This is a genomic window from Limnohabitans lacus, assembly GCF_030053395.1.
Classification (GTDB): domain Bacteria; phylum Pseudomonadota; class Gammaproteobacteria; order Burkholderiales; family Burkholderiaceae_C; genus Limnohabitans_A; species Limnohabitans_A lacus.
Genome location: NZ_JASGBH010000011.1, coordinates 28,304 through 52,127, shown reverse-complemented (window position 1 = coordinate 52,127; position 23,824 = coordinate 28,304). Strand labels below are relative to the sequence as shown.

Genomic DNA, 23,824 nt, shown 5'->3' with positions numbered 1-23,824 from the left:
GCAAATGAGGGCCAAACCCCCTTTGCCGCCATGGCATCACGCTGAACGCAAAGCCCTTCTGATTTCTCGCGCCAGCGCTTGCCGGAGCTCAGGACGCACAAAGCGCCCCACCTCAACCGAACGACCCTGGCCTGACAACTCGATCAGACTGTGGTCACCCGACTTTGGCTCGACCCTTACCCATTGACGCGCAAATTCAGCCCGCTCACGGCGGCCAGCGGTTTCCAGCTCCACCACCAAATGCGGTCCTTGCAGGGAAATCCACTCACCGTCGGTGGCGTGGCGGGCATAGGCCAAAAAGGCCACCCCCACCAAAGCCAACTCCAAACCGGCAAACGTCAGCACCAGCGTCGCCCCCTGAAACCAGAAGAATAAGCCAATGCCCAATGAGAGCGCACACAGAGAACCGTAAAACCACCCCAGTTGGGATGGTGTTACCGAGCAATTGCGTCTGAGCCGCCAATCAATGGAGGGACCGGACACCTGTGCGAACTGGTAAGACGGATTTGACACGCGTCAACTTTCAATAACCTAACGCGCTCAAGAGCGCGCACTTTGGCCAAATGTGGCGGGATTTTACCCGAGTTACAAGGGGGTTTTGATAAAAATCAAAGCTTATTGGATCGGGCGCATCAGCGCTTGAGCATCTGCCGCATCTGGGCCAGACCGATTTCGGTTTCGGCCGCCACTTTGGCGCGTGGCTTCGGTTTGAGGGCATGACCGTACACAATTTCAAAGCTCAGTGCCATGCGCCCACCTTCTTGCGGCTGGGCCAAAGTCAACAGCGCCGCATGCAATTGGGCAAGCCATTGGCGACCGCGCAAACCGGCAAAGCGCTGGATGTTCAGGTTGCGGCCCAACTCACGCAACTCCGCGAGCAAACGCTCGGGGGTTTCAAACGTCAGCGTGATGCGCTCCATATCCATCACCGGCTCGGCAAACCCGGCTTGCACCAACATGTCGCCCCAATCGTGCATGTCGGTGAATTCATGGGCCGGTGCGGGCCAACCCAGTTGTGCGTACACCGTGCGCAATTCACGCAAGGTGTCAGGACCGAAGCAGGAGAACATCAAAAACCCATCGACTGCCAACGCCCGGTGCCAGCTTTGGAGCAAAGCTTGCGGCTGGGCCGAAGCGTGCAACTGCATATTGGCCCACAGCATCTGGACCGTGCCTTCGGGCGGCACACCGGTTTGCACACGCGGGCCCGTCCACCTGGCGGGCTGCCACCAAGCGGCTTTCAATACTTTGTCGGCCGCCTCGGCCTCGGCCTGTTGGGCACTGGTGAGCCACACCTGGGCTTGCGGGTAACGCTTTTGCAAGGCTTGGTGCGCTTGCAGCCCGCCCCGCACAGGCTCCCAATGCGCCCATTGCTGAGGCTGCAGCTTGATGAAGTCCAAACGGTCTTGCATGCGTGAGGCCACTTCTTCATGCAGCCAAGGCGATGCGCGGCCCGCCGCAGGGAGGGCGGCCCAACGGGCTGCGGCAATGGGGTCAAGAGAAGGAGGACGTTCGGGTGCAGACATGGCCAAAGCAAACAGGTGGCTGAACTGGGTCACAAACACAGGCCATGCCGGTGCGCTTGTGGTCAGGACGGTGACGGAAGTATATTGACCCCATGGGATGGACGCTGTTCAGGGGGATGGCCAAACCGCCAGTCTTTGAGCGACCCGGCGGCTTTTGGCGTTGGCTGCCCAGCCGCTGTGCCGTCTGTCGGGACTGGCCCCAAGCGCCCTTGTGCGAAGCATGCATCCGCTGTTTTGCCCAACCCATTGCACGGTGCAGCACCTGCGCCCTGCCCTTGCCGGCATCCAATCTGGGGCCCAAGCGCTGCGGGGCCTGCATCAAGTCCCCTCCGCCACTGGACCTGTGCCTGACCGCCACGGCCTACGCCTGGCCCTGGATCGACTTGATTGCGCAATTGAAATTTCACCAGCAGCCGGGCTGGGCTGGGCCTTTGGGCAGCTTGATGCGCCATGCCCCATGGGTCGAAGACGCGGTGGCGATGGCCGATGGCATCTTGCCCATTCCCTTGTCGGCCGAGCGCTTGGCTGAGCGGGGTTACAACCAATCCTTGCTATTGGCGCGTGAGCTTTGCGCCGCCAAAACCCAAGCCGAACTGCTGCTGCGCACGCGCCACACCCCAGCACAAAGAACGCTACCCCGAGCCGAGCGCCTGGCCAATTTGAATGGGGCCTTTGCCATCGACCCCCTGCGAGCGGCCGAAATTCGCGGACGCCGCATCGTGTTGGTGGACGATGTGATGACCAGTGGCGCATCGCTGCACACCGCCGCGTTGGCCTTGCGGGCAGCGGGGGCCAGCCACATCAGCGCCGTGGTGCTGGCCCGCACCGAAGCCGGCGGCGAATGAGCCCCGCGCACAGGGCACAATACCGGCCATGTTTCATATCGTCCTGGTCGAACCCGAGATCCCGCCCAACACGGGCAACGTCATCCGCTTGGCTGCCAACACCGGCTGCACCTTGCATTTGATCGAACCCTTGGGTTTTTCGATGGACGACAAGCACATGCGCCGCGCAGGTCTGGATTACCACGAGTACGCCGCTTTGCGCCGCCACGAAAACTGGGACACTTTTCTGGCGCAAGAAAAGCCGGCCTCTGAGCGCATGTTTGCGCTGACCACCAAGGGCAGCCGCGTGGCGCACACCGTGGCTTTTCAGCCGGGCGACTGGTTGGTGTTTGGCGCCGAAACGCGCGGCCTCTCACCCGAGCTGCGCGAGACCTTTGCGCCCGCACAACGGATCAAGCTGCCGATGCGCGAAGGCCAGCGCAGCCTGAACCTGTCCAACGCGGTGGCGGTCACCGTGTTTGAAGCTTGGCGCCAAAACGGTTTTGGCGGCGCCAGCGCAGACGCGCTTCAAGCGTAAATTCGCGCCAGCGACTCGGCCACGCACACGGGCTTGTCACTGCCCTCGCGCTCTACCGTCACATTCCACTGGATCTGCAAGCCGCCTTCGATGGGCGTGGCCGAATGCAGGTGCAAATGGCCGCGCAAACGGCTGCCCACCAGCACCGGCGCCATGAAGCGCACCTTGTTCAAGCCATAGTTCACGCCCATGCTTTTCTCGACCACATTGACGGTCTTGTCAAAAAACTGGGGCAGCAAAGACAAGGTCAAAAAACCGTGTGCAATCGGTCCACCAAACGGGCCCTTCTTGGCGCGCTCCACATCGACGTGGATCCACTGGTGGTCCCCCGTGGCTTCAGCGAACTGGTTGACCTGTTCCTGGGTGATCTGCACCCACTCGGTAGTGGCCACGTCCTGGCCGACGCATGCGGCCAGATCGGCCAAAGTTTGAAAGTTTTTCATGCCGTCCACTTTAGTCAGGCCGCCCGCATCAAGCTGTCCAGACTGCGACAGCGCGGCTGTGGATGCCGGTTGAATCTGCTGCAACTGCTGGCGCAACTGGTTGAGCTGGTCGCGGTAGTTTTGTGCATCGCCATAGTCCACAAAGCCGCTGTAATGCGGGTGCGCCTGCAAAACCCGCCGCGCATGCTTGATGGGGCACCAGAACTTTTCCGTCAGGCCTACGACCTCGCGGGCATAGGCGATCAAACCATTGCCGTACGAGCAATAGGCGCAGTTGATTTTCTCGACCACATTCAAATAAGCCAGGTGGGTGCGGTCAAACACAAAATAGTCCGAACGCTTGACGCGCGGCATGCGGTACAGCGGAAAACACAGCCACTGGTACAGCGTCACAAACACGTCGAGCAGCAGCATGGGCAAGATCACGGGGTAGATGAAAGGCACCGTCAGCAGGTGCCGCCAGTCGGCGGTCCACACATAGCGCAGAACACCTTCTTTGAAGCGCCTTTGCTGCGCCAACACCTCGACCTCAAAGCGGACCTTGCGCGCTTCAAAATCAGCCTCCAGCGCCTGGCGCTTGCGCTGAAACTCAGCCTCCAGCTGCGCCTCCAGTTGCCCAATGCGCTCTAAAAACGCTGTCATTTTGTCGTCCATGGCTCACCTCCAATTGATGAGCAGGACAACACCTTGGGCGTCATTCACCGCAAGGCCTGCTCTGTGCCGCACCGAAGGGCACCAGAGCACCTTAACACTTCAGGAGGCTTTGGTCGCCTCTTCAGGCTCGGCGTAAATCGTGCCGCCAAATTTCAGGGCCGAATGTTCACGGCGCGACTGCAGCACGGGGAAAAACATCTGGTGGTACCAGCGCTCCTGGCCAAACAGCTTGTCATCGATCAGACCCACCTTGGCCGGGTATTGGCGCGTGATATGTGCGCTGCCAAACAGGATGTCCCAAAAGAAGAGCAAGTTGCCAAAGTTGCCTTTGTAGTGGCCCACACCGTCTTGGTTGGTGATGGCGTGGTGCGCCCAGTGCGTGGCTGGGGTCGAGATGGTGCGTTCCAGCACCCACATGAGGGGATGCAAAGCGCGAATGCGGTACAGCGGTTCGTCCCAGCGCCAAGCGCAGTGGGCGCCCAAAATGACAAAGAGCTTGACGATGATGTAAGAGGCGTAAACCATGCCGCCAAAACCCAAGTACAACAAAGCGCCGCCAAACCACAGGCCCGGCATCATCAGGTAATAAAAGAAATTGTTGCGGAAGGTCACCCGGATGCTCATGTATTCGGCCGAATGGTGAGCACGGTGCAAGGGCCACAGCAGAGGCGAGTGCGACAGACGGTGCCACCAATACTGGGTCATGTCATCGGCCAACAAGAGCACACCCACCATGCCCCACCAGGGCAAGTCGGCCAGCATGCCTTTGGCGTCCGGGAAAAATGCGGCGCCCAGTTTGGAGGTGGCCAAAATGGCCAAGGGCTGGGTGACGGCCAGCAAACTGAGGAACATCAGCAATTCCAGCTTGGTGTCGTTGCTGGTGGCGTGGACATTGGTTTTGTAGCGCCGGGTGGCCCACTCCATCACGGCAAAGCCGACGATCATGCAAACGATCATCGCATTTTGAAACTGCGCGGCATTCATCGGGGATCTCCTATTAATTGTTTCTCGAAACCTATAGTTTTGATTTCCAGATTCAAGAAAGATACCCAAACCCATGCCACCGGGCTATGGGGGTAATCCCCGCGTGACTGACAAATGCGAGACTGCCCCGAATAAGCGAAGGCAGGCCATGAAACCATGAGCACTGGCACAGTGGCTGATAGACCAAGCCTCGTGAAGTCCCGTAGAACTAACGCATCACCGGAGCGGGACACCCATCAATCCGAGAGGGGCTCCACGCGGCTGATGGGCAACACCAACATGAAGTTGGAGCCTTTGCCCAGTTGACTTTCGACGCGCAGCTCGCCCCCATGGCGTTGCGCCACGTGTTTGGTGATGGCCAAGCCCAGTCCCGTGCCACCGGTCTCGCGGGAACGGCTGCGATCGACGCGGTAAAAGCGCTCGGACAAGCGGGGCAAGTGTTCGGGCGCAATGCCTGGCCCCGAGTCTTTCACCGACAAGATCACATGTTCTGGGTCGCGCGACCACGACACATGGACCCGCCCGCCCGCAGGTGTGTAGCGAATGGCATTGCTGACCAAGTTGGAGATTGCACTGTGCAACTCTGAGCGCCCCCCCAAGATGGCCCATTCGGGTGCCGGCTCAAACACGATGTCGTGCACCACATGCCTTTGCTCGGGGTCTTTGTCGCCCAGCACCGCTGACAGTGCCGCCGCATCAGAGGCCACCTGCGCCATCAGGTCTTTGACGGACACTTTTTCGGACGTGCCCGGCGGGAGGCTGCCTTCCAACTGCGACAGGGTCAACAAGTCGGCCACCAGACTTTGCATGCGGCCGGCTTGCACGGCCATCAAGTCCAGGTATTCCTTGCGCTCTGACTCCGCCAGCGGGATCATCTGCAAAGTTTCCACAAAGCCACTGAGCACTGTCAATGGGGTTCTGATTTCGTGAGAGACGTTGGCCACGAAATCACGGCGCATGGCATCGGCCATGGTCATCAAAGTGATGTCGCGGGTCAGCAGCAATTGACGGCCCTCGTCATACGAATGCAACTGCACCGACAGCTTGGTGTTTTGTGCCACCGTCAAAGACCGGCCATCGATGACCACATCGCTGTGGTGTTCTGCTTGCGCAAAATAACGTGAAAAAACAGGATCACGCACCAAGTGCACCACATGCTGCATGCGGTCTCGGACAATGTCCAAACCCAAGTGCGTGGCTGCGGTGTCGTTGAACCATTCGATGCGGCCTTGCTCATCGAGCAAGGTCACACCATTGGGTGAAGCCTGGATCGCCGACAAAAAATCGTTCAGGCGTTTTTCATGGTCCTTGGCCAGCTTGTCACGCTGTTTGAGCAACCGTTGCATGCGCTGGGCGGTCTCCAGCCACACACCCTTCCAGGGCACATCGCGCATCAGGTCTGAACCCGAGATCCAGCGCTCCAGACGGTGGATTTTCCAGAGCATGGCCAATGCGGCCCACAGGGCGCAAGCCAAGGCCAATGCAAGAGCCAGCATCGGTCCTGCCAACCACCAACCCAACAGCGCCATCGAGGCGGTCGAGAAAAGGAACACGAAAATCGAAGAAAACATGCCGTCGATTGTCCGTCAGGGCGCAGGCGATCCGGTCAAACGGTAGCCGGCACCGCGTACCGTCTCGATCATGGTGCCCGCTTCGCCCAAGGACTCGCGCAGGCGCTTGACATGGACATCCACCGTGCGCTCTTCGATGTAGACATGGTCACCCCAAATTTTGTCCAGCAACATGCCGCGTGTGTGCACGCGCTCAGGGTGACGCATCAAATACTGCAAAAGCTTGAACTCGGTGGGGCCCACCTTCAAAGGCTTGTCTTGCCAGCTGACGCGGTAGGTGTCGGCATCGAGTTGCAGCTCGGCAATTTTCACCAAACCGCCCGCAGACTCCGGCACACGACGGCGCAAGACCGCACGGATGCGGGCCAACAACTCACGGGGCGAAAACGGTTTGACGATGTAATCGTCGGCGCCGGCATCGAGACCCGCCACGCGGTCGGCTTCATCGCCTCGAGCCGTCAGCATCAAGATGGGCACAGCCTTGGTCCGCGCAGCAGAGCGCCAGCGCCGTGCCAGCGCCAAACCGCTTTCACCGGGCAGCATCCAGTCCAGCAAGATCACATCGGGCAAGATTTCATCGAGTTCACGTTGCGCAGACTCGGCATCCATCGCCCACACGGGCTGAAACCCGTTGTGGCGCAGGTTGACCGAGATGAGTTCGGCGATAGCCGACTCGTCTTCGACAATCAGAATCCGAGGCAGGCTTCTCATTTGACGGCTTGCTCAATGTCAGACAAAGCGGTGTGGCGCACATCGGCCCCCTTGACCACATAGATCACAAATTCGGCGATGTTCTTGGCGTGGTCACCAATGCGCTCAATGGCTTTGGCCACGAAGAGCAAGTCCAAGCTGGCCGAAATCGTGCGGGGGTCTTCCATCATGTAGGTGACCAATTTGCGCACGAACCCGTTGAACTCGGCATCGATCAAATCGTCTTCTTTCAAAATCACCAAGGCGGTGTTCACATCCAGACGGGCAAAGGCGTCCAAAGACTTGCGCAGCAAACCCGAGGCCAGGTCAGAAGCGATGCGCAATTCAGACGATGGCAAATTGCGGGGGCTGCCCTGTTGCAGGATTTGTTTGACCATGCGGGCAATGCGATCGGCCTCGTCGCCCACGCGTTCGAGGTTGCCGGTGATCTTGGAGATCGCCATCAGCAATCGCAAATCGCGGGCCGTGGGCTGGCGGCGGGCGATGATCGATGCCAGCTCAGCATCGATCTCGACTTCCATGGTGTTGACTTGCTTTTCAGCAGCAATCACCTGGTCAGCGACTTCGGCACTGAATTGGGCCAGGGCATAGACCGCATGGCGGGTTTGCGACTCGACCAAACCGCCCAGCTCCAAAACGCGTGAAGACACGTTGGTCAGGTCGGCATCGAATTGGCTTGAAATGTGTTTGTCCATGGTGTGCTCCTGATCAGCCGAAACGGCCTGTGATGTAGTCTTCGGTTTCCTGGCGGGCGGGCTTCATGAAGATCTGCTCGGTTTGACCAAACTCGACCAACTCGCCCAGGTACATGTAGGCCGTGAAGTCCGACACACGCGCAGCTTGCTGCATGTTGTGGGTGACGATGGCCACGGTGTGGTCTTTCTTCAACTCGGTCACCAATTCTTCGACTTTGGCGGTCGAAATCGGATCGAGTGCCGAAGTGGGCTCGTCCAGCAAAATGACTTTGGGCTTGACCGCCACCGTGCGTGCGATGCACAAACGCTGCTGCTGACCACCGGACAATGACAGGCCGCTTTGGCCCAGTTTGTCTTTGACTTCGTTCCAGATCGCCGCTTTGCTCAGGGCCCATTCCACGCGCTCGTCCATCTCGGAGCGGCTCAGGTTCTCGTACAAGCGGATGCCAAATGCGATGTTGTCGTAAATCGACATCGGGAAAGGCGTGGGCTTTTGGAAAACCATGCCCACACGGGCGCGCAGCAAGTTCAGGTCTTGCTTGCTGTCCAGGATGTTCTGGCCATAAAAGTTGATCTCGCCCTCAGCGCGCTGCCCGGGATACAGGCTGTACATGCGGTTGAGCGTGCGCAGCAGTGTGGACTTGCCGCAGCCCGATGGGCCAATGAAGGCGGTGACCTTGTTTTCGGCGATGTCGAGGTTGACGTTCTTCAGACCTTTAAAAGTGCCGTAAAAGAAATTCAGGTTGCGAATTTCGATCGCGTTTTTCAATGGCAGGTTTTGCGTTGTAGGCATTGGAAATTCCATCCATTCAAAAAATTTAGCCTTGGGCTTTTTCGCGGAAAAACACGCGCGCCAAGATGTTCAGGATCAGCACGGTCAAGGTGATCAAGAGGGCTCCACCCCAAGCCAGTCGCACCCAGTTGTCGTAAGGGCTCATGGCGAACTGGAAGATCACCACCGGCAAGTTCGCCATGGGGGCGTTCATGTTGGTCGAGAAGAACTGGTTGTTCAGAGCGGTGAACAGCAAGGGCGCTGTCTCCCCGCTGATGCGGGCCAGCGCCAGCAGCAAGCCGGTCATCACGCCCGATTTGGCCGCACGCAAGGTGATGAAGGTGGCCACTTTCCAGCGGGGCGCGCCCAAGGCAAAAGCCGCTTCGCGCAAGCTGCCAGGCACCAAGCGCAGCATGTTTTCGGTGGTGCGCACAACCACAGGCACCGCGATCAAAGACAGCGCCAAAGAACCTGCCCAACCCGAGAAGTGCTGCACCTGCGCCACCAGCACCGCATACACAAACAAACCCAGCACGATGGAAGGCGCCGACAGCATGATGTCGGTGACAAAGCGGGTCAGTTCGGCCGTTTTGCTTTGATCACCGTATTCGGCCAGGTACACGCCCGCAAAAATGCCGATGGGCGTGCTCACAAAAGCCGTCACCAAAACCATCATCAAGCTGCCCACAATGGCATTGGCTAAGCCACCGCCTTCAGAACCAGGGGCTGGGGTCGATTGGGTGAACATCGCCCAGTCAAGGGCGGCCAAGCCGTTGGACAGCAGCACGAACAAGATCCACAGCAAGACGAACAGACCCAAGCCCATCGCCGACATGGACAAGGTCAAGCCAATGCGGTTGGCCAACTGTCTGCGTTTGTAAATTTTCAAATCCATCGTATTTCTCCGGTGCGGGGCATCAAGTTTTGGAGCCCTTGGCATTTTCTGCGCGGATCAACATGATCTTGGCCAGGCTCAAGACGATGAAAGTGATCACGAACAGCAAGAAGCCCAATGCAAACAAGGTGGACAAGTGAAAGTCGGCCGCTTCGCCAAACTCGTTGGCCAAAGTCGAAGCGATGGTGGTGCCGGGCGAAAACAGCGAGGCACTCAAACGCTGCGAGTTGCCAATGACAAAAGTGACCGCCATGGTCTCACCCAGCGCACGCCCCAGGCCCAACATGACGCCGCCAATCACGCCCTTTTGTGTGTAGGGCAAGACGATGCTGCGGACCACCTCCCAGGTGGTGCACCCCAGGCCATAGGCCGACTCGCGCAAGATGGGGGGCACGATCTCGAACACATCGCGCATGACCGCGGCAATGAAGGGCACGATCATGAAGGCCAGCACAATGCCTGCAGCCAAAATGCCCACACCATTCATGGCGCCACCAAACAAGCTGCCAATGAGGGGCATCTGGCCCAAGGTCGACTGCAAAGCGGGCTGACCATATTCTGCAAACAAGGGCGCGAAGATGAACAGGCCGAACATGCCGTAAATGATGGAGGGCACCGCCGCCAACAATTCAATGGCCGTGCCCAAGGGGCGGCGCAAGGCGGTGGGGCAGGTCTCGGTCAAAAACAGGGCAATGCCAAAAGACAATGGCACGGCGATCAAGAGTGCAATCAGGGCGCTGACCAAGGTGCCAAAAATGGCAATGGCCGCACCAAATTCTTCGTTGACGATGTCCCACTCGACACGCCAAATGAACTGAAAACCAAACTTGGCCAATGAGGGCCAAGCATTGATCAGCAAGGAAATGATGATGCCCAAGAGGGCAAACAAGACCAAGAGCGAAAAGCTCAGGGTGACCTTGTGAAAAAAGAAGTCCTGAATACGTTGGCGTTTGACGACCGCCAGCATGTTTTGATCGGGCGCTTGGCTGGGCTGATCGATCGATCCCATATTCATTCCTTGTGACAACTGCATATCCTTGCAATCTTTAAAAAAGACCCCTCACCCTTGCGGATGAGAGGCCAGGAAGTCCTCGATGACTTCGCTCAAACCATCACTTGATCTCGGACCAGACTTTGGTGCGGATCTGTGCGGTCAAAGCATCTGGCAGTGGGACATAGTCCAGATCTGCCGCCATTTTCTTGCCGTTCTTGAAAGCCCAGTCAAAGAACTTCAAGACTTCGTCCGAAGAAGCTTTGTCGGCCGGCTTTTTGTACATCAAGATGAACGATGCAGTGCTGATGGGCCAGCTGTCATTGCCCTTGGCGTTGACCATGGACACACCCATGCCGGGCACGCTGAACCAATCGGCGCCAGCAGCGGCTGCGGCAAAGGTCAGGTCATCGGGGCTGACGTACTTGCCAGAAGCGTTGAGCAACTGCAAGAAGTTCATGTTGTTTTTCTTGACGTAGGCGTATTCGACGTAACCCACAGCGCCTTTGACGCGGTTCACGTTGGCGGCCACGCCTTCGTTACCTTTGCCACCGACGGAGGAGTTCGCAGGCCACTTGACCGCTGCGCCCTTGCCCACTTTGTCGGCCCAGTCTTTGCTGACGGCACTCAGGTAGTCGGTGAAGTTGAAGGTGGTGCCAGAGCCGTCAGCGCGGTGCACCACGGTGATGGCTTGGTCAGGCAATTTTTTGCCGGGGTTCAAAGCGGCCAGTTTGGCATCGTTCCACTTGGTGATGGTGCCCATGTAAACCTCAGCCAACACGGGGCCGCTGATGCGCAACTCACCGGGCTTGAAACCTTCCAGGTTCACCACGGGGACGGTGCCGCCGATGATGGCTGGAAATTGCACCATGCCGTCTTTGTCCAAGTCAGCACCCGAGACTGGGGCGTCAGAGGCGCCAAAAGTCACGGTCTTGGCGCGGATTTGCTTCAAACCACCCGAAGAACCGATGGACTGGTAGTTCAGGCCCACGCCAGTGGCTGCTTTGTAGGCTTCAGCCCACTTGGCATACATGGGATAGGGGAAGGTGGCGCCAGCGCCAGTGATGTCGGCGGCCCAGCTGGTGGCGGCCAAAACGCTCAGGCCGACGGCGGCGATCACGGATTTCATTTTCAACATGTCAACTCCTGGTTCAGGGTTTTCAAAGGGTCAGAAGGTCAGACATTGACCGCCTGTTCAAACATGTGTTCGACTGTAAAACCCAATTGTGACAAGAATGTGTCAAACAAAAAACCGCTGTGTTTCAACGCACAGAGCTCCCTGGGCATGGCCGCGATGATGGCAGACCGTTGTCCAGCAGGTGCTGGGGGTCAAAGCCAACCCATGAATCACTTTCTCTACATTTTTCAAGCACCATGTTGACACTCGCCGATCCTGCGGCCTTGATCCCGCTGTCTGTCGCCATGGGCATCGGCCTGCTGGTGGGCGCGGAACGTGAACGGCACAAAGGCTTTGGCCCCCACAGGCGTTCGGCGGGCATTCGCACTTTTGGTGGTGCCGCCTTGCTGGGCTTTGCCGCACAGAGTCTGCAAGCGGCCTTTTTGCTCAGTGCCAGCGTGCTGGCCTTGGGGGCTTTGACGGTCACCGCCTACCAACAGTCCAGGCAACACGACCCCGGCCTGACCTCCGAGGTGGCGATTTTGCTGACTTGCCTGCTCGGGGCGCTTGCCCTGCCCTCGCCCGAGTTGGCCGCCATCATGGGCATCGCCTTGGCCGCCATGCTGGCCGCCCGCGAGGAAATGCACCGCTTTGTGCACCAGGTCATCACCGCCCAAGAACTCAAGGACGTGATCGTCTTCTTGGCGGCGGCCTTGATCCTCTTGCCACTGAGCCCCGACCGTTACACCGGCCCCTACCAGGCGGTCAACCCGCACGACCTGGCCCGTTTTGTGGTGGCGGTCATGAGCATCAGCGCCGTGGGCTACATGGCCAAAAGGACTTTAGGCTTGCGCGCAGGCATGGCGCTGACCGGTTTTGCCGGCGGCTTCGTCTCCAGCACTGCCACCATTTTGGCCATGGGCCAGGCGGCCAGGCAGCAGCCCCAGATGATGGCCGCCGCCGCGATGGGTGCCGTGCTGTCCACCGTGTCCACCATGGTCCAGTTGGGTTTGCTGGTGTCCCTGCTGCTGCCCGGCAGCTTGACCTGGATGGCTCTGCCCATCGGCCTGGGTTGCAGCGCAGCAGGCCTGTATGCCACCTGGTTGTTCCAGCGCCATCAGATCGATGTGGAGACACAGGGCATGGAACTCAAAGGCCATGCCTTTGAACACAAAACCACCTTGATCCTGAGTCTGGCGGTGCTGAGCGTCACGGTCATGACCGCGGCCTTGAACCATTGGATCGGCGAGCTGGGCGTGGTGATCGCCAGCATGTTGGCTGGCCTTGTGGACGCGCATGCCAGCGTGGCCTCGATGAGCAGCCTGGTGAACAAAGGCCAAGCATCCCTGTCACAAGCCCAAATGGCCATCTTGCTGGCGGTGAGCACCAACACCCTGAGCAAGTCGGCGGTGGCCATCGGTGCTGGTGGGCGCTCGTTTGCGATCTTGATCCTGCCCGGGCTCATGCTGGTCATGGCGGCGGTCTGGCTTGGCGCTTGGGCCAGCGCGGCCTTGGCTTTGTGAACATCCCATGCCCATGAATGCCATCAACTGGTCCGACTGGCGCATCCCGGATGGCAAGGCCCTTGACTTGTCGCGCCTGCCCACCTTGCCCAAAGCATCCTCAGAAACAGACAAGCTGCAGTGGCCTGCACGCATGACCGTGCTGGCCGAAGAGCTCAACCGCTTGCAAGCCATGCTGTACGCCAGCAAGACGCGTGGCTTGCTGCTGGTTTTGCAAGGCATGGACACCTCGGGCAAGGATGGCTGCATCCGCACGGTGTTTGCACACATCAGCCCCTTGGGGGTGCGTGCCGAGGCCTTTGGCGTGCCGCAGGCGCTGGAGCAAAGGCACGACTTTTTGTGGCGCATCCATGGCAAAACACCCGCCTTGGGCGAGATGGTGATCTTCAACCGCAGCCATTACGAGGATGTGCTGGTGCCCGTGGTCAAAGGGCAAATCAAGCACGCCGAGTGCGAAAAAAGATGGCACCACATCCGCCACTTTGAGTCCTTGCTGAGTGACAGCGGCATCGCCATCGTCAAATGCTATTTGCACATCTCCAAGGACGAACAAAAGAAACGATTACAAGCTCGCTTGGACGACCCGCTGAAACACTGGAAAGTGCAGGCCTCGGACTTTGAAGACCGCAGGCACTGGCGGGCCTACATGCATGCCTATGCCCAGGCCATCCAAGCCACCAGCAGCGACACATCGCCTTGGTTCGTCGTTCCCGCCGATTCCAAGGCCTACCGCGACCTGATGGTGGCCGAACTGTTGGTGCACACCCTGCAGTCCATGACCTTGTGCATGCCCAGGCCCACCTTGGACGTGCGCGACTTCAAAATGAAGTGAGCCATGCACAAGCGATCCAAAAAAGGGGCTTCGCACAACACGGGACCTGGTTTCGGTGGGCCGGTCCATCCTCATGCAGGCCTGCTGCGGTTGATGCAAACCTCACTGCGCGACACCGCGCATGGGCTCAAGGCTTGGACAAACGCTCCGCACCCAGAAGCCTTGCACCAAGCCCGCGTGGCTTGGCGGCGCTTCAAAGGCTTGCGCTGCTTTTACCGCCCCATGTTGCCCAAACCCCCACAAGCACATCGCGCTGTGCTTCAAGACCTCTGGCGGTGCAGCGGTGCGCTTCGAAATCTCGATGTCGCCCTGGGCAGCACCTTGCCGGTTTGGCGACAAAAGCATCCGGACATCGCACCCCAAGAATGGCCTCAATTGATTCGCCAACTGCAAAGCCAACGCCGAACCACGCGGCGCCACCTCTACCAAGCCCTGAAACAACCCGAAACACAGGCGGGCTGGCGGGCCTGGCGCAGGTGGCTGCAACAAGCCCACTGCGCCAAGACTTGCAGCCCAAAAGATTGGCAAGTCTGGACGGGGCAGCGCTTGCGCAAGCTGCACCAAAAAATCAAGCATGGGCTCAAGGCTACAAAGCCAGAGCCACAACACGCTTGCCGCATCTTGATGAAACAAGAGCGCTATGTGCTCGAAGGGCTGGTGCCAGAAAAACTCGGCCAAACCTTGCGCAGGCGGCTCAAGCGCTTGCGGCAAGCGCAGCGCACGCTTGGCCAGGATCAAGACCAAAGGGCCACACTGGCTTTGATCGAGCAGTCCGGTCAGTTTCCGGTCTTGACGCAGGCATGGCGTGCATCGCTTTGAGGCACTCGATGCGTAGCGCCTCCAACCGTCATCAAATCTTCAAAGAACCGTCACATAATCTGTGGCACCCCTGTCTCAGACTCGCTCATGCTCACCAAGTCCCTTTTCGCCGCCATTGACCTTGGCTCCAACAGCTTTCGCCTGGAAATCGGTCAACTCGAGGCGGGGCATCTGCGGCGCATGGAGTACATCAAGGAAACCGTGCGCCAAGGCAATGGCCTGGATGCCGAGCGCAACCTGAGCGACGAAGCCATGCAACGCGGCTGGGACTGCCTGGCACGGTTTGCCGAACGGATCGCAGGCTTCAAGCCCAGTCAAGTGCGCGCAGTGGCCACCCAGACGCTGCGCGAAGCGCGCAATCGCGAGGTCTTTTTGGCCAAAGCCAAAAGCATCTTGGGCTACCCGATCGAGGTCATCGCCGGCCGTGAAGAAGCCCGCCTGATTTACATGGGGGTATCGCACCTTTTGCCCCAATCGCCCGAGCGTCGCTTGGTGGTGGACATCGGTGGGCGTTCGACCGAATTGATTTTGGGCAAAAACGCCCAGGCCAAAACCCTGGAGTCTTACCGTGTGGGCAGCGTGGCCTGGTCCATGAAATATTTCCCCGATGGTGTTTGGACCCATTCGGCCTTCAAAGCCGCGGAAATTGCCGCCAAAGCGGTGCTGGACGAAGCCCAAATTCAATATCCGCGTCAAAACTGGGACACCTGCTATGGCTCATCGGGCACGGTGGGCGCGGTGGCCGATGTGCTCACCTTGGCCGGCTGGCCCGAAGGCCTGATCACCCGCAGTGGGCTGGACTGGCTCAAAGACAAATTACTCAAAGCACAAAAGCCCGAGTACCTCAAGCTCGAAGGTGTCAAGGAAGACCGCCGTCCCGTCATCGGCGGTGGCCTGGCGGTGTTGCGGGCGGTTTTCGATTTGCTGCAGATCGATGAAATGCATGCCGCCCAAGGCGCCTTGCGCCATGGCGCTTTGTACGACCTGCTGGACCGTGAAAGCCCCCACGACGATGTGCGCACCCAGATGGTGTCCTGGCTCACACACCGTTTTGGCTCGGACCTGACGCAAGCCGAACGCGTCTCGCGCACCGCGCAGACCTTGCTGTCGGCCATGCTGGGCAAAGCCGCCGACGAAGAAGCCCCCAGGCATTTGCGCAAATTGCATTGGGCAGCGCAACTGCACGAAGTGGGCATGCGCATCTCGCACAGTGATTACCACAAGCACGGCGCCTACATCTTGGACAACACCGACTTGCCGGGCTTCACCATCGACGAATTGCACCGACTGAGCCAGCTGGTGCTGGGCCACCGGGGTAAGTTGCGCAAACTCGACGAACCCCTGCAAGACCCCTTGTTTGTCCAGCAGCTGATGGCCTTGCGCATGGCGGTCATCTTGTGCCATGCCCGCCGGGACCCGGACACCAGCGCTTTTGAGTTGAACGTGGATACCTCGCGCAAGGTGGCCAAACTCAAGCTGAGCACGGCCTGGGCAGAGCAATGGCCGCAGTCCGCACACCTCTTGCGCGAAGAAACCATTGCCTGGTTCAAAACCGGCTGGGAACTCAAAGTTCAATTCAATTGATCTGAGGGTAGAGACCCAAGGGTCTAGTCCGTGCGGGCTGTGTTGATTTTAAAAAACGAACGGTATAAACTGTATGCATCGTTTTTTAACAGGAGCCCACATGAGCAAAGCCCAAGCAAAAAGCATCGCACCCTCCAGCGCCGGAACCACCGCCAAAGCCAGCCAGCCTGTGGCCAAAGCGCCTGCCAAAAAACGCACCGCCACGGTCAAAAAAGACCCCTTGAAAGCGAAGACCGTGGTCAAACCTGTGCGCAAAGCAGCGCCTGAAAAGGCAGCGCCAGCCAAAACCCAAGCCCCAGTCAGCGCCAAGCCTGTGACCAAGCCCGTCAAGCCTGTGGTGAACGCGCCTGCAACCCCCAAGGCCAAGGCCGTCAAAGAGAAAAAAGTCAAAGTCGTGCGCGACAGCTTCACCATTCCCAAAGCCGAGTTCGCACAAATCGCCGACATGAAAAAACGCGCCATGGCTTTGGGCGTGGACATCAAGAAAAGCGAACTGATCCGCGCCGGCCTGCAAGCCATCTTTGCCTTGCCCGATGCCGGTTTCAAGAAGGCTTTGGCGGCCGTCCCCACCCTGAAAACAGGCCGCCCCAGCAAGGTCTAAAACGCTTTAAGGCCTTTAAGGCCTTTAGGGCCTTTAGGGCATTGAGGGCACTAAAGCCGCTCAGGCGTGGTGACCGACACGATCACCGTTTGCTCGCTGTCCTCGCGCTGGCGGCTGCGCAACCACCAGACAGCGCCTTTGCGGATGGGGCAAGTGCCCTCCCCCATCTTGAGCAGCTTGGCCGCCAACTCGCCCAAGGTGGGCTGGTGGCCCACCAAGACCACGGGACACTTGGCGTCGGGCCAACCGGCCGCTTCCAGCAGGTCGTCCACCGACGCACCGGGTGACAATGCATCGCGCACTTTGTATTTGCGGCCCAAGGCTTTCACGGTTTGCTCGGCCCGAAGCGCGGGGCTGGTCAAAATGCGCACGCCTTCGGGCAATTGGCGGTCCAGCCACACCGCCATGCGCGTGGCGTGTTTTTCACCTCGGGGGGTCAAGACCCTTCGCAAATCGTCTTGCCCCGGTTCGGCATCGTGGGCTTCCGCATGTCGCCACAAGATCAAGTCCATGCTCACGCCTGCGAAGGTGCGGCGGTGTAACGCGCCATCAAAGCGTTTTGTGCGCCGTGACCCTTTGCATGCAGTCCTACGCGGTGATAACGACCATCGGGGGCCAAGTCCCAAGCGTCTTTGCTGTCGTGTAAATAGGCCAGCAAGCATTCATCGATGATGCGCTGGCGCAGCGCCGGGTCGTCCACGGGCCAAGCCAACTCGACACGGCGCATCATGTTGCGGCTCATCCAGTCGGCACTCGACAGGTACAAAGACTCGGTCTCACCGGCCCGGAAATAAAACACGCGCGAATGCTCCAAAAAGCGGCCAATGACCGAGCGCACCCGGATGTTTTCGCTCACGCCGGGCACACCGGCGGGCAATATGCAGGCCCCGCGGATGACCAAGTCGATCTGGGCACCTTGCTGACCTGCGGCCATCAGGGCTTCCACCATGGGCACATCGGTCAGCGAATTCATCTTCAAAACAATGCGACCGCCCCGACCTGCAGCCGCTGCTGTGCCTGCGGCGCGGATGCGCGAGAGCATGTCGGTGTGCAGCGTGAACGGTGCCACCAGCAAACGCTTCATCTTGGGCAAACTGCTTTGACTGGCCAAGTGACCAAACAACTGGTCCATGTCCAGGGTGATGGCGGGGTCGGCCGTCAGGTAGCTGATGTCGGTGTAAAGCCTGGCCGTGCGAGGGTTGTAGTTGCCCGTGGACAAGTGACCATACCGGCGCAAGCTGCGGCCTTCGCGGCGCGTGACCAACAGCATTTTGGCGTGGGTTTTGAGCCCCACCACGCCATACACCACCTGCGCACCGATCGATTCAAGTTGCTCGGCCCAGTTGATGTTGGCCTCTTCGTCAAACCGGGCCTTGAGCTCGACCACCGCCGTGACCTCTTTGCCCTGACGCACCGCCTCGCGCAGCAGATCGATCATGGCCGGATCGCTGCCGGTGCGGTAGATGGTTTGCTTGATGGCCAGCACGTTCGGGTCGGACACCGCTTCGCGCAAAAAGGCCAGCACGCCGTCAAAGCTTTCAAAGGGTTGATGGATCAGCACATCACCTTCGCGCAAGCGCGACAGGATCGAGCCGTGCGCAGGCAATTGCTGCGGATAGCTGGCCTTGTAAGGCGGAAACAGCAAATGAGGGGCTTGCGCCAGATCGATCAGCTGCATCAGTCGCACCAAGTTCACCGGCCCGTTGACACGGAACACCGACAACTCGGGCAGTTGAAATTCTTTGCGCAAATACTCGGCCAAGCGCAAGGAGCAGTCCGAAGACACCTCCAGGCGAACGGCTTGGCCGTAGTTGCGGTGTTGCAGGCCCTGGCGCAAAGCGGTGCGCAGGTTGCCCACGTCGTCCTCGTCCACCGCCAAGTCGGAATGGCGCGTCACACGGAACTGGGAGAACTGCCCCACCCCACGCCCCGGGAACAATTCGGCCAGATGCGCACGGATCACGCTCGACAGCAGCACGAACGAGGTCGCGCCGCCACACAGTTTGGCCGGCAGCGGGATCAAGCGCGGCAAAACGCGTGGCACTTTGACGATGGCGATTTCATTGGAGCGGCCAAAGGCGTCTTTGCCTGAGAGCTGAACAATGAAGTTCAAAGACTTGTTGGCCACCTGCGGAAAAGGGTGTGCGGGATCGAGCCCCACCGGCACCAGCAAGGGCTGGACTTCGCGCTGGAAATAACTGCGCACCCAGCGGCGCTGCTCGGCGTTGCGTTCGCCGTGCGAGAGGATGCGAAAGCCTTGGCGCTCCAAAGCGGGCAACAAATCGTCGTTGTACAGCGTGTACTGACGAGCCACCATGGCGTTGGCCTGCTCGGTGATGGCCGACCAACTGTCTTGTGTGTAGGGCCCGGTGCGCAGGCCTTGCAAAGCGCCCATCACGTGGGGCTCGGCGCGGACCTCGAAAAATTCGTCGAGGTTGGACGAGACGATGCACAAATAGCGCAAGCGCTCCAGCAAGGGCACATCTGGGCGGTGCGCCCAATCGAGCACCCGCTCATTGAAAGCCAGAATGCTCAAGTCGCGGTCCAACAGGTGCGATGGCGCTTTGTCACTGTGACTTTTGGAGGATTCAGAACTCATGGTTTTTGGTTTTCGTCTCGTTGCGTTCTGATCCTAAGAACCATTCAAGTCAATTTGATGACCATTATGTGAAGCGTTCGCGTCACACTCGGTACGCTGGCGCACATCCACCAGATGAGAAGCAAAGCTTTGCGCCGTCTGAGGCCAGTCAAAGTGCATGGCCCGTCGCCGCGCCTGGGCTCGCGGAATGCGCAGGGCTTGGGTCACGGCTTGCTGAAGGTCTTCGTGCAAAACACCCCCCATCACGCCGACTGTGTCTGCCCCCAAGACCTGCAAGGGGCCATCGACGGGGTAGGCAGCCACAGGCGTGCCGCAAGCCATGGCTTCAAGCATGACCAAGCCAAAGGTCTCGTTTTTCGAAGGGAACACAAACACATCACTGGCGGCATATATCTGCGCCAATTCATGGCGAGGCAAAACGCCCATCCAGACCACACTGGGAAAGCGCTGGCGCAAACTGTCTTCCAAAGGTCCCACCCCGCACACGATACGGGTGCCCGGCAGCTTCATGGACAAGAAGGCTTCGATGTTTTTTTCGTAAGACACACGGCCCACGAACAAAGACAAAGGTCTGGGCAAATGCGCCAGTGCAGGCAAGTCCAGCGGTTTGTCGTGGTACGCGAACAAGCCCAGGTCCACGCCATGCGTCCAAGGCTTGAGATTTTCAAAGCCTCGGCCTTTGAGCATGTCCAGCACGCCCTGGGTGGGCACCATCACCCCCGACGAAGGACGGTGAAAGTGACGGAACAAGGCATAGCCCCACGACAGGGGCACACGCAAAGCGGCATGCAAGATTTCAGGGAACTTGGTGTGAAACGCTGTGGTGAATGCCAAGCGGCGCTTGAGGCCATAGCGGCGACCCGCCCAGCCCAACGGGCCTTCGGTGGCCAAGTGGATGGCATCGGGCTGCATGGCATCGAGCATCTCGGTCAAACGCTTGGCCGGGCGCACCGCCAAATCAATGCCTTTGTAGCCTGGGCAGGGTTTGTTTTCAAAAAGACCGGGGTGGATCACCTCGACCTGCACACCCAGTGGAGCCAAAGCGGCCACCAGCTCGTGCAGCGTGGTGACCACGCCATTGACTTGCGGATGCCAGGCATCGGTGATCAGTGCCAGTTTCATACCAAAGCCTCCACAGCGTTCATCTCGCGCACCGTCATGACCGCGCCTTCGCCCCAATGGATGATCTCCAAACGGCCATCCATGTGCTCGACCAAGGCGCTGCGGCTCTCGACCCAATCGCCATCGTTGCAATACAAGATGCCGTTGATGTCGCGAATCTCGGCGTGGTGGATGTGCCCACACACCGCGCCGTCGAAACCACGGCGCTTGGCCTCTTGCGCCACCGCGACTTCAAAGTCGCTGATGAAGTTGACGGCTTTTTTCACCTTCAATTTGAGGTAAGCCGACAAAGACCAGTAACCCAAGCCCATGCGAGCGCGCCCGGTGTTCAGGTGGCGGTTGAGCTTGAGCGTCAACTCGTACAAGCAGTCACCCACATAGGCGAGCCATTTGGCACACTGGATCACGCCATCGAAATGGTCGCCGTGGATGACCCACAAATTTTGGCCCGTGGCCGTGGTGTGAACCGTGTCGTGAACCACCTCGATACCGCCAAAGGCATGGCCCGCAAAGTGGCGCGCGAACTCGTCGTGGTTGCCCGGCACATAAATCACGCGGCAGCCTTTGCGCGCACGGCGGAGCAACTTTTGCACCACATCGTTGTGACTTTGCGGCCAAAACCAACGGCGGCGCAACTGCCAGCCATCGACGATGTCCCCCACCAGGTACAAGGTGTCGCTGGGGTGGTGCTTCAAGAAGTCCAGCAAGGCATCGGCCTGGAAGCCCGGTGTGCCGATGTGCAGGTCCGAAATGAAAATCGCCCGCAAGCGGGTTCGGCCTGCGGGCGTCTCGTCATCGTCCATGGATTGAGGGGCATCCCCCGTCGAGCGTGCCTTGATCGGTGACGCCTCAAACAACATGGTCGTTTGCAGGTCTGCGGTGGGCACACGCATCAGGCATTCCCTGCAAAGTGGCGGCGGTAACGCGCAGGAATGTCTGCGGTTTGCATCAGCATGGGCAGATCGGCCGTGTTGAAGTCGGGGTCCCAGGCGGGTGCACCCAAAATTTTGGCCCCCAAGCGCAAATAGCCTTTGATCAGCGCGGGGGGGGCAATCGACAAATCGTGTTCCAGCTGGTCCACAGGCAGTGGCAAACGGGGGCGAACATGGTGCTGAATAGGCGCCAAGTGGGTCTCGCGCAATTGGTGCCAAATGCTGGCCGCCGCGTTGCCGGTGACGATGCCGTTGTGCAGCATCGGGATGCTGGCGCAGCCAATCATCACATCCAGGCGATTGCGCTCCATGAATTCAAACAAGGCACCCCACAGGGCCATGATCACGCCGCCTTGGCGGTGATCCGCATGCACACAGCTGCGGCCCAGCTCCACCATGCGGCTGCGCATGTCACGCAGACGGGTCAGGTCAAATTCGGTATCGCTGTAGGTACTGCCTGCGCGCTTGGCTTGCTCGGGCGTCAACACGCGGTAGGTGCCAATCACCTGACCGGTTTCGGTTTCGCGCACCAACAAATGCTCGCAATAGTCATCGAACAAATCGATGTCATGGCCGGGCACCTTGGTGGACAAACGGGCACCCATCTCGGTGCCAAAAATGTCAAACCTCAGACGCTGTGCTTCGCGGACTTCGTCTTGATGCTTTGCCCAACTGACCTCAATAGCGCTTTGGGCGCGGCGAGGCATGAAATCCACAGCGGCGTTCGACTGCGCCGGATGAAGTGACCCCCTGGGCAAATTCAAGGGGGACAGTGCGAAGGTGGGGTTGGGCAACTCTTTCATGAGAACACTCCTTTGGATCTGTGCGTCAATGATCCAAGGCGTGCGTGACAACCCAAAGTCGGATGCATGAAAGTTTCGTGACGTCTTGATCGGCGCGCATGCATCAAAGACTGGGTTTTCAGGACAGGCAAGCAAGAGGACAAGCCCGCCATGAAAAAGGGCCCGCTTGCAACGGGCCCTTTCCACCTTGGAGATCTGTTCGATCAGAAGGTGTAGCGCAGACCGAACAACATGCTCTTTTGCTCAGGCGATGTGGTCAAAGTCGGGTGCTTGATTTTCTCGTTGCCATAGATGCCATACAGGGTTGTGTCCTTGTTCAGGGCGTACCAAACGCTCAACTGCACACCACTCATGTCGGCCTTGGTGGCGGAGTTGGTCAGCTTGGCCTTGCCTTCGCTGATGTTGGCGTTGAAGGTGAAAGCACCCACGGGTACGCGAACACCGACGTTGTTGGTGTCAAACGTGACTTTGGTGGCTTCTGTGCCTTGCTTGGACTTGGTGTTCACAAAGAACAACTTGGCCATGCCCAGGTCGTAGGAAGCGCCCAAAGCATCGTTCTTGAAGTCATCGACAGCCGTCGCTTTGGCCACGGTGTAGCCCGCCACTTTGATGTCTTTGACGGTGTTCTTGACGGTTTCGGTACCGAACTTCACAGCCAGAGGTCCGTTGCTGTAGTTCAAGCCAAAAGCCGTCGAATCGCCCGTTTTACCGTTGTTGGTGGCATCGACAACACCAGCGGCATTGGTTACTTTGGTGGTGGAACCCAAGCCAATTTGCACATCCGCCGAGAAACCGTTGAAAACGGGTGTGGTGTAGGTCACCACGTCATCGCGGCGGGAGTCACGGGCGTAGTTGCCCAAGTAACCTGCAGCGGTGGGGTCCATGTTGACGTCAAAGGTGTATTCGATGTCTTTGATCAATGTGTTGCGGCGACCAAACGTTGCGCCACCCAGACCACCGCTCAAGCCCACAGTGCCTGTGCGTGTTTTGATGGTTTGTGTTTCTGTGCTGGGATCGACCTCAAATTCCATCACGAAATTGGCTTTCAAACCGGGGGCGATTTCACGGTCGCCTTTGAAGCCTACGCGGCTGGCAGACAGGCCATTGGTGATGAAATCGTTGGTCTCAGTTTTGACACCGGCGCTGCTGGTGACGACGGATTTGTTGTAGGCCACGTCAGCGATGCCGTACAAAGTCACGGAGCTTTGAGCTTGTGCTGTGGTGGCGGCCAGAACGGCCAAGGCCAGGAGAGTTTTTTTCATGGTGAGTATTTCCAGTTGTTTCAAAA

24 protein-coding genes are annotated in these 23,824 nt (G+C 59.0%); 7 read left to right on the top strand and 17 right to left on the bottom strand.

What is annotated here, in order from left to right:
* Positions 1-36 precede the first annotated feature (36 nt).
* Positions 37-513 (bottom strand): DUF2244 domain-containing protein, encoded by a 477-nt coding sequence (locus QLQ16_RS14015; RefSeq protein WP_283225284.1) that lies wholly within the window; start codon positions 511-513, stop codon positions 37-39.
* 119 nt (positions 514-632) lie between these two features.
* Positions 633-1,526 carry a biotin synthase gene (locus tag QLQ16_RS14010; protein WP_283225351.1) on the bottom strand — a complete coding sequence of 298 codons (894 nt, stop codon included), beginning with the start codon at positions 1,524-1,526 and terminating at the stop codon, positions 633-635.
* 116 nt (positions 1,527-1,642) lie between these two features.
* Here QLQ16_RS14010 and QLQ16_RS14005 point away from each other — a divergent pair, with 116 nt between their 5' ends.
* Both QLQ16_RS14005 and trmL read left to right on the top strand, forming a co-directional pair.
* Positions 1,643-2,371: a ComF family protein gene (locus QLQ16_RS14005; RefSeq protein WP_283225350.1), complete on the top strand. Its 729-nt coding sequence runs from the start codon at positions 1,643-1,645 to the stop codon at positions 2,369-2,371.
* Positions 2,372-2,399: 28 nt separating this feature from the next.
* On the top strand, positions 2,400-2,888 hold the full coding sequence (gene trmL / locus QLQ16_RS14000) for a tRNA (uridine(34)/cytosine(34)/5-carboxymethylaminomethyluridine(34)-2'-O)-methyltransferase TrmL (RefSeq protein ID WP_283225283.1): 489 nt from the start codon (positions 2,400-2,402) through the stop codon (positions 2,886-2,888).
* On the opposite strand, the gene QLQ16_RS13995 is transcribed toward trmL, so the two are convergent.
* The 9 genes from QLQ16_RS13995 to pstS form a co-directional block, all read right to left on the bottom strand.
* Entirely contained in the window at positions 2,879-3,331 is a 453-nt protein-coding gene (locus QLQ16_RS13995; RefSeq protein ID WP_283225349.1) for a MaoC family dehydratase, read from the bottom strand. The two genes, trmL and QLQ16_RS13995, sit on opposite strands and share 10 nt — an antisense overlap.
* 753 nt (positions 3,332-4,084) lie before the next feature.
* Positions 4,085-4,969, bottom strand: coding sequence for a sterol desaturase family protein (locus QLQ16_RS13990; RefSeq protein ID WP_283225282.1), 885 nt, complete (start codon positions 4,967-4,969; stop codon positions 4,085-4,087).
* Positions 4,970-5,205: 236 nt separating this feature from the next.
* Positions 5,206-6,540, bottom strand: a complete 1,335-nt coding sequence (gene phoR, locus QLQ16_RS13985) for a phosphate regulon sensor histidine kinase PhoR (protein WP_283225281.1) — start codon at positions 6,538-6,540, stop codon at positions 5,206-5,208.
* A gap of 15 nt (positions 6,541-6,555) precedes the next feature.
* Positions 6,556-7,251, bottom strand: a complete 696-nt coding sequence (phoB, locus tag QLQ16_RS13980) for a phosphate regulon transcriptional regulator PhoB (RefSeq protein WP_283225280.1) — start codon at positions 7,249-7,251, stop codon at positions 6,556-6,558.
* Entirely contained in the window at positions 7,248-7,946 is a 699-nt protein-coding gene (phoU, locus tag QLQ16_RS13975) for a phosphate signaling complex protein PhoU (RefSeq protein WP_283225279.1), read from the bottom strand. Before phoU ends, phoB begins: the two co-directional genes overlap by 4 nt.
* 13 nt (positions 7,947-7,959) lie before the next feature.
* Positions 7,960-8,739 (bottom strand): phosphate ABC transporter ATP-binding protein PstB, encoded by a 780-nt coding sequence (pstB, locus tag QLQ16_RS13970; protein ID WP_283225278.1) that lies wholly within the window; start codon positions 8,737-8,739, stop codon positions 7,960-7,962.
* Positions 8,740-8,764: 25 nt separating this feature from the next.
* Complete coding sequence (pstA, locus tag QLQ16_RS13965; RefSeq protein ID WP_283225277.1) at positions 8,765-9,613, bottom strand: phosphate ABC transporter permease PstA; 849 nt, start codon at positions 9,611-9,613, stop codon at positions 8,765-8,767.
* Between the two features lie 22 nt (positions 9,614-9,635).
* Positions 9,636-10,622, bottom strand: coding sequence for a phosphate ABC transporter permease subunit PstC (gene pstC, locus QLQ16_RS13960; RefSeq protein ID WP_283225276.1), 987 nt, complete (start codon positions 10,620-10,622; stop codon positions 9,636-9,638).
* 103 nt (positions 10,623-10,725) lie between these two features.
* Entirely contained in the window at positions 10,726-11,742 is a 1,017-nt protein-coding gene (gene pstS, locus QLQ16_RS13955) for a phosphate ABC transporter substrate-binding protein PstS (protein WP_283225275.1), read from the bottom strand.
* Between the two features lie 236 nt (positions 11,743-11,978).
* Here pstS and QLQ16_RS13950 point away from each other — a divergent pair, with 236 nt between their 5' ends.
* From QLQ16_RS13950 to QLQ16_RS13930, 5 genes are all read left to right on the top strand, one after another.
* Entirely contained in the window at positions 11,979-13,244 is a 1,266-nt protein-coding gene (locus tag QLQ16_RS13950; protein ID WP_283225274.1) for an MgtC/SapB family protein, read from the top strand.
* A gap of 13 nt (positions 13,245-13,257) precedes the next feature.
* Positions 13,258-14,076, top strand: coding sequence for a PPK2 family polyphosphate kinase (locus QLQ16_RS13945; protein WP_283225273.1), 819 nt, complete (start codon positions 13,258-13,260; stop codon positions 14,074-14,076).
* Positions 14,077-14,079: 3 nt separating this feature from the next.
* Positions 14,080-14,895, top strand: a complete 816-nt coding sequence (locus tag QLQ16_RS13940) for a CHAD domain-containing protein (RefSeq protein WP_283225272.1) — start codon at positions 14,080-14,082, stop codon at positions 14,893-14,895.
* An 87-nt stretch (positions 14,896-14,982) separates the two neighbouring features.
* Positions 14,983-16,479 (top strand): exopolyphosphatase, encoded by a 1,497-nt coding sequence (gene ppx, locus QLQ16_RS13935; protein ID WP_283225271.1) that lies wholly within the window; start codon positions 14,983-14,985, stop codon positions 16,477-16,479.
* A gap of 100 nt (positions 16,480-16,579) precedes the next feature.
* On the top strand, positions 16,580-17,080 hold the full coding sequence (locus QLQ16_RS13930) for a hypothetical protein (RefSeq protein WP_283225270.1): 501 nt from the start codon (positions 16,580-16,582) through the stop codon (positions 17,078-17,080).
* 50 nt (positions 17,081-17,130) lie between these two features.
* Here the strand turns inward: QLQ16_RS13930 and QLQ16_RS13925 are convergent, their stop codons facing one another.
* From QLQ16_RS13925 to QLQ16_RS13900, 6 genes are all read right to left on the bottom strand, one after another.
* On the bottom strand, positions 17,131-17,592 hold the full coding sequence (locus tag QLQ16_RS13925; RefSeq protein ID WP_283225269.1) for a SixA phosphatase family protein: 462 nt from the start codon (positions 17,590-17,592) through the stop codon (positions 17,131-17,133).
* A gap of 2 nt (positions 17,593-17,594) precedes the next feature.
* Positions 17,595-19,679 carry a polyphosphate kinase 1 gene (gene ppk1, locus QLQ16_RS13920; protein ID WP_283225268.1) on the bottom strand — a complete coding sequence of 695 codons (2,085 nt, stop codon included), beginning with the start codon at positions 19,677-19,679 and terminating at the stop codon, positions 17,595-17,597.
* Between the two features lie 33 nt (positions 19,680-19,712).
* Positions 19,713-20,801, bottom strand: a complete 1,089-nt coding sequence (locus QLQ16_RS13915; RefSeq protein WP_283225267.1) for a glycosyltransferase family 4 protein — start codon at positions 20,799-20,801, stop codon at positions 19,713-19,715.
* Positions 20,798-21,604, bottom strand: coding sequence for a UDP-2,3-diacylglucosamine diphosphatase (locus tag QLQ16_RS13910; protein WP_283225348.1), 807 nt, complete (start codon positions 21,602-21,604; stop codon positions 20,798-20,800). The genes QLQ16_RS13915 and QLQ16_RS13910 overlap by 4 nt, the downstream gene beginning before the upstream one ends.
* Before the next feature lie 89 nt (positions 21,605-21,693).
* A complete protein-coding gene (locus QLQ16_RS13905) occupies positions 21,694-22,536 on the bottom strand; it encodes a GNAT family N-acetyltransferase (RefSeq protein WP_283225266.1) in 843 nt (280 codons plus the stop codon).
* Between the two features lie 203 nt (positions 22,537-22,739).
* Entirely contained in the window at positions 22,740-23,798 is a 1,059-nt protein-coding gene (locus QLQ16_RS13900; RefSeq protein WP_283225265.1) for a porin, read from the bottom strand.
* Between the last annotated feature and the right edge of the window lie 26 nt (positions 23,799-23,824).